Source organism: Alistipes sp. ZOR0009 (assembly GCF_000798815.1).
Taxonomy (GTDB): Bacteria; Bacteroidota; Bacteroidia; order Bacteroidales; family ZOR0009; genus Acetobacteroides.
The window spans coordinates 1-12,507 of record NZ_JTLD01000031.1 but is presented as its reverse complement, the minus strand read 5'-3'; the positions used below and the strand labels follow the sequence as shown (position 1 = coordinate 12,507).

The window sequence follows — 12,507 nt, the reverse complement described above, 5'->3', positions numbered from 1 at the left end:
AAATTACTGTTTTGAGAAAGCGTACGCACTAAGCACCACAAAGAATAGCGATAACAACGAGCTTAGAAAAATTCTTACAAGCGTTGTGAAATATCCAACAAACGTAAATGCCTCCAACGAGAATAGTATAAAGTGATGTATCACCACCAGCACTGCAGCATAGCGAATAAACCACATTAGCCCGTAGGCCGAAATTGTTGGCGCCACCTCCTGCTCAAAATCTTCGCGCGATATGAATATCGAAAGGATAAAAGGACGTATGTAGCCAATCGCCACGCATGCGGCCGAATGCAATCCCAATGTTCCAGACATCATATCGATAGAAAACCCAAGCAAAAAAGAGAGAAGCAGCATCACCGAGCGGTTGATGCTAAACGGCAGAATCAAAATAAAAAGTACGTAAACGTAAGGATTCATGTAGGTGTTGAGCTCGATATTGTTGAATACAAACTCCTGCACCAGCACCAATGCCACAAAAACAAGCGAATATTTTACGATATTATTATTCATTTGGAACAGCGCTTTCTAACTTTTGAATTTCTTCCTTACGATAGCTGGTAACCACATCCACATAGCGAAGCTTTTTAAAGTCGATCTTCAGCCTAACCCTAAGCTGAAGGAAGTTACCTCCCTGTACTTTATACGACTCCACCAATCCGATAAATACCCCCGGAGGAAACAGGGAAGAGTAGCCGCTCGTTTCGACGGTATCTCCAACCTTAATTTTGACGTGTTGTGGTATATCAGAAAGATTCATGTAGCGGTAATCTTTGCCATCCCATGCTAGAGAGCCAAAGTACTCCGAATGCTTCAACCGGGCGCTGGCCCTAAAATTTTGGTTAAGCATGGAAACTACATTCGCATAATTTTTTGATGTAGACAAAACAACTCCAACAATACCGTCGCTTGTCACGATTCCCATTTCGGGCTTAATTCCATCTACCTGTCCCTTATCTATAACGAGATAGTTATGCTGCTTATTAATTGAGTTGTTAATAACCTCAGCTTTAAGGTACGAGTAGTTTAACCCTCTTGTAGAGTCAATCCTGTTTCCACGAATGGTTGTGTCCTTCGACAAATACCAATCGAGCTTATTTTTTAAGCGAGCATTTTCTTCGGCTAAAGAGGTATTTACCTCCTTCAGATGAAGGTACTGTGTAAAACTAGTGATATGGCCATTGATAACACTGGCCATATCACTTGTATATCTTACTACCTTTGCTCTTTGGAAATAGGAGTTGTTTACTAATAAAACTACTGATAAAACCTCTAACAGCAGAAAAAGTAAAAAAACCTGATATTTTAAAAAGAACCTCAGTAAGTTACCCATAGCTTATTTGAAGTTCTATCTCATCAAGAATGAGAACCTATTTACGTTTTTAAGAGCGATGCTTGTTCCTCTGGCCACTGCGTGAAGTGGATCTTCTGCCACGTGGAAAGGAATGTTAATCTTATCTGTCAAGCGCTTATCTAAGCCCTTAAGTAGCGCACCGCCACCTGCAAGATAGATACCACGATTTACAATATCGGCATACAATTCGGGTGGAGTCTTCTCCAACACTTCCAGAATTGCTGTTTCTATCTTCATTATAGATTTATCCAAGCAATGAGCAACCTCCTGGTACGAAACCGGTACCTCAATTGGAAGTGCAGTCATAATGTTTGGACCACGAACTATAAAATCGTCTGGGGCATGCTCAAGCTCAGGAAGAGCCGAACCTACAGCGATTTTAATATCCTCGGCAGTACGCTCACCCACCTTAATATTGTGCTGGTAGCGCATGTATGCCTGAATGTCGTAGGTAAATCCATCCCCTGCAACACGAATACTCTTATTGCAAACAATACCACCAAGTGCAATAACAGCAATCTCAGTTGTTCCTCCACCTATGTCTACAACCATGCAGCCTTCGGGAGCCTCTACATCGAGTCCAATACCAATTGCGGCTGCCATTGGCTCATAAATCATGTAAACATCACGACCACCAGCATGCTCTGCTGAGTCGCGAACCGCACGTACCTCCACTTCGGTAGACCCTGAAGGAATACAAACTACAATACGAAGGTTGTTGGGGAATAGACGGCTACGGTGATTAATCATCTTAATCATCCCACGAATCATCATCTCTGCAGCCTTAAAGTCTGCAATAACGCCATCGCGAAGAGGACGAATTGTTCTGATATTCTCGTGAGTCTTTCCATGCATCTGTCGAGCAGAGTTCCCAATTCCTACTAATCGACCAGTGTTTTGGTCGATGGCAACAATTGAGGGCTCGTCCACAACAATCTTATCGTTATAGTAGATAATGGTATTTGCAGTACCAAGATCTATAGCGATTTCAGGTGTTAGGAATGAAAACAAACCCATATTTTACTCTCTTTATTTTGTTCTGACTTTAGTGTTTAAAATGTCTTACGCCGGTAAATACCATTGCCAAGCCGTTGGCGTCGCAGTATTCGATAGAGTCGTTATCTCTTACCGAACCTCCTGGCTGAATTACCGAACGAATGCCTTCCTTGTGAGCGATCTCGACACAGTCGGCAAATGGGAAGAACGCATCCGATGCAAGTACGGCACCTTCGAGCGAAAATCCAAACGATTTAGCTTTTTCTATAGCTTGTTTTAACGAGTCAACCCTCGAAGTCTGGCCAATACCCGACGCAAACAGCTGTCCATTCTTTGCTAAAACAATAGCGTTAGACTTGCAATGCTTAACCACCTTATTCGCGAAAATAAGATCGTCTACATCCGATTTGGCAGGAGCAACATTGGTAACGACCTTCATATCGCCCAACTCTTCCACGGCCGTATCGCGTTCCTGAACCACCGTACCATTTAACAACGAGCGGAATTGCAACTCAGGAAGAGCAAACGTTTTTGCTTTTAGTATAATTCTATTCTTCTTCGATTTTAACAAATCCAATGCCTCTGGAGAATATTCTTCGGAAATAATAACTTCAAAGAACAACTTATTTATTTCCTCCGCTGCTTCCTTGTTTATTGGCCTATTCGCAATCAGCACGCCTCCAAATGCAGATACTGGATCGCAAGCAAACGCATCAACATACGCCTTTTCAATTGTCTCGCGAGTTGCTAGGCCACAAGCGTTGGTATGCTTAAGGATTGCAAAGGTAGGTTCATTAAATTCATTTATCAAGCCTACTGCAGCATCGATATCAAGCATATTATTGTAAGAAACCTCCTTACCATTCAGCTGCTCGAACATATCTGCAAAGTTACCAAAGAACGCCGCCTTTTGATGAGGATTTTCTCCGTAGCGAAGAGGCTTACCCCCCTCTAAACTTTGCTTAAAGACAGGAAGCCCAAATTCTCCATTAAAGTAAGAGAATATAGCAGTATCGTAGTGCGAAGAAACGCTAAAAGCCAATGCGGCATGCTTACGACGCTGCTCGTAAGTAGTTTCTCCTCCATTTTTTAAAACTTCTAGTAAATCGTCGTACTGATCGCGAGATGCTACAATTAGTACATCCTTATGATTCTTAGCCGCTGCACGAATAAGCGAAATACCACCTATATCAATTTTTTCGATGATGTCCTGATCGGGTGCGCCAGATGCAACAGTCTCCTCAAAAGGGTACAAGTCAACTATTACAAGGTCAATTTCTGGAATTTGATACTCACCAAGCTGTTGGATATCGTTGGGGTTTTCTCTTCGAGCAAGAATTCCTCCAAAAACCTTAGGGTGAAGAGTTTTAACCCTACCTCCCAAAATCGAAGGGTAGCTTGTAAGCGATTCCACCGACTTTGCTTCTACCCCTAAATCATTAATGAACGAGAGCGTTCCTCCTGTAGAATAGATCTCAACACCCAGCCTAGATAGTTCTTTAACAATTAAATCGAGTTTGTCTTTGTAAAAGACCGAAATTAGTGCACTACGAATTTTCTTACTTTCCACAGCTTAGTAATTTTTTCGCAAAGATAATTATCTGTCCTTTTTAAAACGATTTTAAAGAATCTTTTTTCGTAATTTTTACCATGTAATTCAAACTTTTATGAGTTTCAACGCCTACTGATTATGTTTTCTTCCATTAACACTCAATATGCCATAGCAATGTTAATTTTCAAAACTTTTATACTAAATTGGGGAACTCAACAAAGAACGATTTAACATGTCGTATAAAACAGCATATCGTAAACAAGCAAACATCATAAAAGAAAGTTTCCTTTTTGCCATTTCATCTGTATCTGTCAATAAACTACGCACTTTCTTATCCTTATTTGGTATCACCATTGGCATTTTTGCAATTATCTCCGTATCCACTCTTTTAGATTCGCTTGAATCCAACGTAAAACAGTCTATAGCTACTTTAGGTGAAAATACGCTTTATATAGATAAGTGGGATTGGGTTGGTGGCCAAGATTACCCTTGGTGGGAGTACATGAGGCGCCCACTTCCCAAAATAGAGGAAGCCCGCAAAATAGAGGAGATGTCGCAAACTGCCGATGCGGTTTGCTTCACCGCGAGCCTATCTTTCCCCGTTAAGTACAAAAAAAACGCAACCAGCAACTCAACCATCACAGGAGTCAGCTACTCATACAACAAAGTACGCTCGTTCGACATCCAAAATGGCCGATACTTCACAGAACTAGAATCAAGAAGCGGTAAGGGCGTTGCAATTGTAGGAACCAATATCGTAAAAGATCTTTTTGAGGGTGAAAATCCTCTTGGTAAAAGCATCAAAATAGGAGCTCAAAAAGTATCCATAATAGGTGTTTTCAAGCGTGAAGGTAAAATGCCGTTCAGCAGTTCCATCGACGATGAGCTAATCATACCCGTAATGTTCGCCCAAAAGCTGGTAAACTTAAAAACCTACGAAGGAGGCGTTAATATTGTAATTAAAGGCAAACAAAACATCGCCCTAAGAGAATTAAAGGATGAAATAAGAATGCTTATGCGTAAAATAAGGCGCACTCCTCCAATAAAAAAAGACGATTTTTCTTTAAACGAAATGGCAACCATAACCCAATCGGCAGATGCCATCTTTGCATCTATCAACATAGGAGGAATCATCATTGGGGGGCTATCAATTATTGTTGGAGGATTTGGCATTGCCAACATCATGTTTGTGTCGGTGCGAGAAAGAACAAATATCATAGGTATCCAAAAGGCTCTTGGCGCTAAAAAATCATTTATACTCCTTCAATTTGTCTATGAGGCGGTTCTTCTTGCGGTTGCAGGAGGAGCCATCGGACTTCTCTTGGTATTCCTAGGCACCTTGATCATAAACCAAGTATTCACCGATTTTACAATATCCCTCACCATTTACAATCTAGTAAAAGGGTTAACGATATCTGCTGTCATTGGATTCATATCCGGACTTTTACCCGCAATGAATGCAGCAAACCTAGACCCGGTAGTTGCCATTAACACAAAATAAAAAAGCCCCTAGGGGCTTTTTCTATATCATATACTTCGAAACATGGTTCGTTAACGCCACAAACTGCTCCACGGAGAGCTGCTCCGGACGCTCATTGTACAGCTCGTGCTCGGGAGAATCTTTACCCACAAACTGTTTAACTGTATTTCTAATTGTTTTCCGGCGATGGTTAAATGTTGCCTTAACAACTTTCTTAAATAGCACCTCGTCGCAATCAAGACTAGCTACCCCATTTCGTTTTAACCTAATAACGGCGCTTTTAACCTTCGGAGGTGGATTAAAGACATGCTCATGAACCGTAAACAGGTACTCTATATCGTAGTAAGCCTGCAAAAGAACGCTAAGAATACCGTATGTTTTTGTTCCTGGGGGCTCGGCAAGCCGTTCCGCAACCTCCTTTTGTAGCATGCAAACCACCTCGTCTACCTGATACTTATAATCGAGCACCTTAAAAAATATTTGCGACGAAATGTTGTACGGAAAATTTCCAATCACCCCAAATTTTTGAGGAAATAAATCGTCCAACTTCATCTTAAGAAAATCGCCAAATAGCAGATGCTCCTTTGCAAATTCAGGATGCCTTACCTTCAAATATTCGACCGATTCTCCATCGACCTCCGCAGCAAACAGCTCAATATCGTTACGCTGCAACAAAATATCAGTAAGCACCCCCATCCCTGGGCCAATCTCAATTACTTGCTGATAAGTTTCAGCCTTCAATCCCTCTACAATTTGCTGGGCAATACCCAAATCTTTAAGGAAGTGTTGACCTAGATTCTTTTTAGGGCGAACGTAGTTCATCTAAATTCTTTTACTTAATTTGTGGCAAATTACGCCAATTAACCCACAAGTAGGACATATGAACGTTGCAAAAGATAAAAAAAAGCAGCTAATACTCATTTCTATAAAACTTTTATTCGCACTTCTATGCATCGTTCTGCTTGTGTACAATATTAAAACGGCCAGCCTTCTTGCTGCATTTAGCAAAATAACGGCAACTAAAGGCTGGGTGATTATTTTCTTAACCACGGCAATAGCCCTTTTTCTAGCGGCAAATTTAACTATAGAAACGGTAAAATGGCATCTACTTGTATCTCAATACGGAGGGAAATTTAAAAATTCATTCAAACAGGTACTTGGTGGCATTGCAGGGGGCTTCGTTTCGCCTAACCGCATTGGCGATCCTTTCACCAGAAGCTACATGCTGCCCCAAAAATTCAGGGTTAGAGGGCTGCTACCAGCCACATTCTGCTCTTTTTCGCAGCTGCTAGCGACCGCCATTTTTGGTTCTCTAGCGCTAATTCATATAAGCAGCAGCACTCTTCCTGGCATTTTCAAATTGGCCATATCACAACTCATAATCGTAGCGCTAGCCGCCATTCTCATTTGGTTTGCCATGCGATTCTTCGAAAACAGAATTGGAAAACTTCGAATGAGCAGAGCGCTACTCGTTGTTGCGCTCTCCTTAGTCCGATACTTCGTTTTTTGCACTCAGCTTTGGCTTATATTCCTACTTTTTTCTCCTAGCGTCAGGTTCGAACCAATGTTTTTTGCCATCGCGCTTACCTTTTTAGCAAACGCAGCAATCCCGTCCTTTTCCTTCACAGAATTAGGCGTACGGGCCGCAGGAGCATCCCTTTTCTTTCCCATGTTTGGTATTGATGCAACACTTGCCGCCTTAGCAACTGTTTTACTCTGGTTCGTCAACATGATGATTCCAGCAATACCAGGAATGCTATTTCTTATTTCCCATGGGATATCGCTTGAGGAGCTCAAAACATTCAAAGAGGAAGTATTAGGAAAAACGCCATTACAGCAACCCGAGTAATGGCACCTTTATTACAAGGCTGGATTAAAATCTTTACCAACAACAACGTTTATTCCTCGTGGCACTACGGAGATATCAAAAGGAGAATAACCGACACTTTCGCCATCAACCTCAATAGGAATTTGAGGGATTGAATGAATGCTAATCTCCTTACCTCGATGCCCCGTAATCCGAGAATGCTTATGGATAGTACCATTATATAATATAGGCATATTCCAAAGAACGTTCAGCCCGCTAATTTTTCGAATTAAAGTAAGATCAAGCAAGCCGTCGTTGGCAACAGCATTAGGGAGCTGAATCATACCTCCCCCGTTATACTTACCAATCCCCAACGTTATGCTATAGACATCATCAGAGATTTTCTCATCATCGATTCTTAGAGCAACCTTCGTTGCCCTATACCTAAGCACCGACTTGATCATGCTTATCACATAAAGCCACTTACTTTTCTTCCCGGCCTCTTTCAACCTATTAAACCCAATAGCGACATACCCATCAAACCCAATACCCACCGCATTGGCAAAATAGCGAGTATGATGAACCTTCGCCTCGTAATACTTCACCATTCCCACATCCTGGAGAAAGGAGTGGCTCTCCTTTATAGCAATTGTTGCATCTGCATAAGTGCGAGGGATACCGTACATGCGGATCCAGTCGTTTCCAATACCCAAAGGCATCATCGCCAGCAGAACGTCTGTCGTCTTAACCTCCTGCTGAATAAAAATTCCATTTACAATTTCATTGAGCGTACCATCTCCACCAACCGATATGATTTTTCGGTAGCCGTTGCGAATTGCCCTCACCGTTAGCTCTACAGCATGGTACTTTTTTTGAGTAAAAACGTGGTCAAAATCGATTCCAGCATCGGTTAGCATCCACGAAATCCGGGGCCAGTCTACCACGGCACGCCCCTTACCAGCTTTAGGGTTCACTATCGCAAACCACTTGTCATTTGCCATCTTTTAAAACAGTATTAAATACAGCCCGAGCAAAGTTAAAATAAAAGATGAGTTATCAACACAAAATCCACAACTGATTCTGGGCTCAAAAAAAGTAATACCTTTGCCCTGGAAACTATTTCTAAGCAATCGCTGTAAAATATGAAAGTGTAGAAATGCCAACCTCATATTTTAGAGTTTTATTGCTATTATTGCAGTCAGTAATATAAAAATATTAGGGAATGGCCAAAGTTATTGCATTAGCAAATCAAAAGGGAGGGGTTGGTAAAACAACCTCTGCGATAAACCTCGCTGCAAGCCTTGCTGTACTTGAGAAAAAGGTCTTACTGATCGATGCCGATCCTCAGGCAAACGCAACGTCAGGCAACGGTTTTGACCTTCGCACCATTAAAACAAGCATTTACGAATGTTTGGTTGATGAAGCGGAAGCCAAAGACGTAATACTTAACTGCGAGATAGGCGGACTTGACCTAATCCCATCTCATATTGATTTAGTTGGTGCTGAAATAGAAATGCTCAACCTTCCTAATCGGGAGAAAATGCTCAAATCGGTAATCGAAAAGGTAAGAGATCAGTACGATTACATACTTATAGATTGCTCTCCTTCACTTGGTTTGATTACCGTTAACGCGCTAACTGCCGCCGACTCTGTTATCATTCCTGTGCAATGCGAGTACTTTGCGCTTGAAGGTTTAGGTAAACTGCTTAATACCATTAAGATTATCCAAAGCAGACTAAACCCACAGCTTGCCATCGAAGGTTTCCTTTTAACCATGTATGATGCTCGTTTAAGACTCTCCAACCAAGTTGTAGACGAAGTAAAGAAGCACTTCCAGCAAATGGTATTTGAAACAATCATTCAGCGCAACATTAAGCTTAGCGAGGCTCCAAGTTTCGGAAAGCCAGTTGTTCTGTACGACGCATCCTCAACAGGAACAACCAACTACCTAAATTTGGCCAAGGAACTTCTTCAAAAGAACGATCCCGCTATGGCCAAAAAGCAAGAAAAAGAAACCGTATAATTCGTTATCAATCAATAATTCTACAAAGATAGCATGAGTAAAAAAATGGCATTAGGTCGCGGTCTTGGCGCTCTTATAGAGGAGGCTTCTACAACCCAGAATACGGCACCAGCCCCAACGACCGAAAGCGTTTTACCAAAATCTGAGCTGATTAACGAGATTGAAATCGAGAAAATCGTAACCAATCCGTACCAACCTCGTACCCATTTTGACGAAGATGCGCTCAACGAGTTAGCTGCTTCGATCAAAGAACTTGGGATTATACAGCCTATTACCGTACGTAAGGTTGACGACAACCAATACCAAATCATCAGCGGAGAACGCCGTTTCAGAGCGTCTAAAATTGCTGGTTTAAAGGCTATTCCCGCCTACGTCCGCACTGCCGACGACCAAGGTATGCTGGAAATGGCGTTGGTTGAAAACATTCAGCGTGAAGATCTTGATGCTATCGAAGTTGCCATAAGCTACCAGCGTCTTGTTGATGAATGCTCGCTAACCCAGGAAGTTTTGGGTGAAAGAGTTGGAAAAAAACGGAGTACCGTAACCAACTACCTCCGCCTCCTAAAACTACCAGCAGAAGTGCAGCTTGCCATCCGCAAACGTCTTCTTTCAATGGGACATGCGAGAGCTCTGGTAAACATTGATGATCAAGAATTGCAGCTGGATCTTCTTCGTAAGATTATAGAGGAGGATCTATCGGTTCGACAGATAGAGCAGCTTGTAAAAAAGATTGCAGAAGGCAAAAAGGACGAAGAAGATAAAAACGGAGAAGAAGACCTCCCAGACTCCTACTTTAGAGTTGTGGAGCACCTCGAAAAAATGTTCACTTCAGACATCAACATAAAAAAAGGTGCAAAAGGAAGTGGAAAGATTATCATAGGATTCAAATCTGAAAAAGAGATTAATACAATCCTAAAGAAATTAGAACAACTAGACGGCTTGCTTTAGGGCTTAACATACGAACATTGAAAAAGAGTATCTTAGGACTTATTTGGTTGACCATCCTGCTGATGCAAAATCCGGTATTTGCACAAAAGGCCAAGAACGTAGAGCAACCTAAAAAAGATTCCCTTACAGCCATAAAGGTGTGGGGGCTTTCTGCTATTTTGCCAGGTTCTGGTCAATTTATCAACAAGCAGTACTACAAGATCCCCATTTTTTATGCGGGTATCGCTGGATTTGGATACATTGGCTATAGAAGCAATCAGCTTTACAAGGAAACCTACAATCGCTACAAAATAGCGACAACAGATCCAGCCAACTTTGCTGCTTTTAATGGCAATTTCAGCAGCATTGGAGGCAGGCTTCCTGATGCCAACAACCTTAATGATCTACAGAATCATTACATCAGGTATAAGCAATATCGAAATATTTCTTACGGAGCCGCCAGCGCAATATACTTACTGAGCATTGCTGATGCCGTTGTTAACTTTAAGGACAACCAAGAGCATTCGCCCACAAAAGCAACCATCCTTTCCACCATTTTCCCGGGACTTGGACAAGTCTACAACGGGAAATACTGGAAAGTACCGATCCTATATGGAGGTTTTACTGCTTTTGGCTATGCCATATCGTTTACAGGAAGCGAATACAAAAGATACAAGAGAGCCTACAACTATGCAACAGATAATGATGCAAACACAGTTGATGAGTTTAACGGGAAACGCTCTCCGGATCAGCTTAAATCTGTAAGAGATTACTACAGGCGAAATCGAGATTACGCAATAATCGGATGTGCTGCACTTTACGTTCTAAACATTATTGATGCTAACGTAGATGCCAGCCTGTACGATTACGAAATAGACGACAACCTTTCAGTAAAAATAGAACCAACTTTTGTCAACGATGGCTATTGGGTAGCTCAACAAAGCAACCCTTTTGCTCCAGGAATGAAGCTAACCTTCAAATTTTAGAAACTTTTTAATTTACCTTTTATGCCAACCTTCAAGAGTGTTCTGATCCTTGCTACCTCCATTACGATTGGTGGCTTGACTGCATTGCCGAGTAAAACTTTATCGGCAGAGCAAATTCCTGACAAGTATCACACTCCTGATGAAGTTAAATTAAAACACTACGAAAAAAGTGCGGATAGCTTAATTCTTGCTTGGTCAAGCAAAAGCGCCTTAGACACGACAAATCTTGCGGCAGACTTCTTAGGTAACGACGCCGTAATTCCTTCTGATATTCCCGATTCCGTTTTCATAAAAAGATTAGCGAAGGTTCCATCCCTTATTGATCTCCCTTACAACAATGTTGTTAGAGCATCAATTCTATGGTACACCATAAGACGTCGCCATGTAGCCGAGAAGATATTAGGGTTAACCGATTACTACTTCCCCATTTTCGAACAAACACTTGACAAGTACGATCTCCCCATAGAATTAAGGTATCTTCCAATTATAGAGTCCGCACTAAACCCTATTGCGGTATCGAGAGTTGGTGCAACAGGCCTGTGGCAGTTTATGTATGGTACTGGCAAGCAGTACAACCTGAACATAACTTCATTTATTGACGAGCGCCGCGACCCTATTGCGGCAAGCGAAGCTGCCGCCAAATTTCTAAAAGATTTGTATAAGGTATACAAAGACTGGACTCTTGTAATTGCCGCCTACAACTGCGGTCCTCGCAACGTAAATAAAGCAATACGTAAGGCTGGAGGAAGTAAGAACTACTGGGCTATTTACAACTATCTGCCCAAAGAAACCCGAGGCTATGTGCCCAACTTTATTGCTGCGGCGTACCTTGTAAAATACTACAGAGAGCATAACCTTACCCCTCGTACAATGACTGTTCCTAGAGCGACAGATTCCATTCAGGTAAATAGAATGCTCCATTTTCAACAAATAGCAGATGTCCTCCCTGTATCTGTCGATCAACTACGAGAACTCAATCCTCAGTATAAAAAAGATATTATTCCTGGAATTGAAAAAACGTACACCCTTATTTTACCTCTAAGCTCTGCTTCGCAGTTTATTGCTAAAGAGGACGAAATTTATAAGAGAGACTCCCTCTACTTTGTCCAAAATAACTTCCCTTCCCTAATGGCTTCGAATGGGGAAGACTCCGCGACTAACGAACATAAAACCATCTACCACAAGGTTCGCAAAGGAGAAACTCTTTCTGTTATTGCAGATAAATTTGGGGTAGATGTAGCCTCTATAAAAAAATGGAATAAAGGGAAAATACGTAAAAACAGGCTAGTAGCAGGACAAAAGTTAACCATAAAAAAAGAGGTCATAGCAGCGAGTAGCAAGCCCAACTCTGCAATAGCACAAAATGCCAATAAAAAAGTTCCTGC

Annotated in this window: 12 protein-coding genes; 6 read left to right on the top strand and 6 right to left on the bottom strand. The window is 41.7% G+C overall.

Going from position 1 to position 12,507, the window contains the following annotated elements; all coding sequences use genetic code 11:
* Positions 1-3 precede the first annotated feature (3 nt).
* Genes L990_RS09305 through purH form a run of 4 tightly spaced genes read right to left on the bottom strand, consistent with a single transcriptional unit; the run spans position 4 to position 3,917 of the window.
* Complete coding sequence (locus L990_RS09305) at positions 4-510, bottom strand: hypothetical protein (protein ID WP_047447977.1); 507 nt, start codon at positions 508-510, stop codon at positions 4-6.
* On the bottom strand, positions 503-1,330 hold the full coding sequence (mreC, locus tag L990_RS09300; protein ID WP_047447975.1) for a rod shape-determining protein MreC: 828 nt from the start codon (positions 1,328-1,330) through the stop codon (positions 503-505). Before mreC ends, L990_RS09305 begins: the two co-directional genes overlap by 8 nt.
* A gap of 15 nt (positions 1,331-1,345) precedes the next feature.
* Positions 1,346-2,368: a rod shape-determining protein gene (locus L990_RS09295; RefSeq protein ID WP_047447973.1), complete on the bottom strand. Its 1,023-nt coding sequence runs from the start codon at positions 2,366-2,368 to the stop codon at positions 1,346-1,348.
* A gap of 28 nt (positions 2,369-2,396) precedes the next feature.
* On the bottom strand, positions 2,397-3,917 hold the full coding sequence (purH, locus tag L990_RS09290; protein ID WP_047447971.1) for a bifunctional phosphoribosylaminoimidazolecarboxamide formyltransferase/IMP cyclohydrolase: 1,521 nt from the start codon (positions 3,915-3,917) through the stop codon (positions 2,397-2,399).
* A gap of 214 nt (positions 3,918-4,131) precedes the next feature.
* On the opposite strand from purH, the gene L990_RS09285 reads away from it, so the two are divergent.
* On the top strand, positions 4,132-5,400 hold the full coding sequence (locus L990_RS09285) for an ABC transporter permease (RefSeq protein WP_052180878.1): 1,269 nt from the start codon (positions 4,132-4,134) through the stop codon (positions 5,398-5,400).
* 21 nt (positions 5,401-5,421) lie between these two features.
* Here L990_RS09285 and rsmA read toward each other — a convergent pair whose 3' ends face one another.
* Positions 5,422-6,201, bottom strand: a complete 780-nt coding sequence (gene rsmA / locus L990_RS09280) for a 16S rRNA (adenine(1518)-N(6)/adenine(1519)-N(6))-dimethyltransferase RsmA (RefSeq protein WP_047447969.1) — start codon at positions 6,199-6,201, stop codon at positions 5,422-5,424.
* 58 nt (positions 6,202-6,259) lie between these two features.
* On the opposite strand from rsmA, the gene L990_RS09275 reads away from it, so the two are divergent.
* Positions 6,260-7,228, top strand: a complete 969-nt coding sequence (locus tag L990_RS09275; protein ID WP_047447968.1) for a lysylphosphatidylglycerol synthase domain-containing protein — start codon at positions 6,260-6,262, stop codon at positions 7,226-7,228.
* Between the two features lie 11 nt (positions 7,229-7,239).
* On the opposite strand, the gene L990_RS09270 is transcribed toward L990_RS09275, so the two are convergent.
* A complete protein-coding gene (locus L990_RS09270) occupies positions 7,240-8,187 on the bottom strand; it encodes a diacylglycerol/lipid kinase family protein (protein WP_047447966.1) in 948 nt (315 codons plus the stop codon).
* Positions 8,188-8,408: 221 nt separating this feature from the next.
* Here L990_RS09270 and L990_RS09265 point away from each other — a divergent pair, with 221 nt between their 5' ends.
* The 4 genes from L990_RS09265 to L990_RS09250 form a co-directional block, all read left to right on the top strand.
* A complete protein-coding gene (locus L990_RS09265; protein WP_047447963.1) occupies positions 8,409-9,209 on the top strand; it encodes a ParA family protein in 801 nt (266 codons plus the stop codon).
* Positions 9,210-9,242: 33 nt separating this feature from the next.
* Entirely contained in the window at positions 9,243-10,157 is a 915-nt protein-coding gene (locus tag L990_RS09260) for a ParB/RepB/Spo0J family partition protein (RefSeq protein ID WP_047447961.1), read from the top strand.
* A 17-nt stretch (positions 10,158-10,174) separates the two neighbouring features.
* Complete coding sequence (locus L990_RS09255) at positions 10,175-11,122, top strand: DUF5683 domain-containing protein (RefSeq protein WP_156121477.1); 948 nt, start codon at positions 10,175-10,177, stop codon at positions 11,120-11,122.
* A 21-nt stretch (positions 11,123-11,143) separates the two neighbouring features.
* Positions 11,144-12,507: lytic transglycosylase domain-containing protein (locus L990_RS09250; RefSeq protein WP_052180876.1), on the top strand; the 1,364-nt coding region annotated here is incomplete at its 3' end.

Excerpts from the sequence above, each read along its gene's own strand:
- L990_RS09305 (WP_047447977.1), bottom strand. The coding sequence starts at position 510 with ATGAATAATAATATCGTAAAATATTCGCTTGTTTTTGTGGCATTGGTG.
- mreC (WP_047447975.1), bottom strand. The coding sequence starts at position 1,330 with ATGGGTAACTTACTGAGGTTCTTTTTAAAATATCAGGTTTTTTTACTT.
- L990_RS09295 (WP_047447973.1), bottom strand. The coding sequence starts at position 2,368 with ATGGGTTTGTTTTCATTCCTAACACCTGAAATCGCTATAGATCTTGGT.
- L990_RS09285 (WP_052180878.1), top strand. The coding sequence starts at position 4,132 with ATGTCGTATAAAACAGCATATCGTAAACAAGCAAACATCATAAAAGAA.
- rsmA (WP_047447969.1), bottom strand. The coding sequence starts at position 6,201 with ATGAACTACGTTCGCCCTAAAAAGAATCTAGGTCAACACTTCCTTAAA.
- L990_RS09275 (WP_047447968.1), top strand. The coding sequence starts at position 6,260 with ATGAACGTTGCAAAAGATAAAAAAAAGCAGCTAATACTCATTTCTATA.
- L990_RS09270 (WP_047447966.1), bottom strand. The coding sequence starts at position 8,187 with ATGGCAAATGACAAGTGGTTTGCGATAGTGAACCCTAAAGCTGGTAAG.
- L990_RS09265 (WP_047447963.1), top strand. The coding sequence starts at position 8,409 with ATGGCCAAAGTTATTGCATTAGCAAATCAAAAGGGAGGGGTTGGTAAA.
- L990_RS09260 (WP_047447961.1), top strand. The coding sequence starts at position 9,243 with ATGAGTAAAAAAATGGCATTAGGTCGCGGTCTTGGCGCTCTTATAGAG.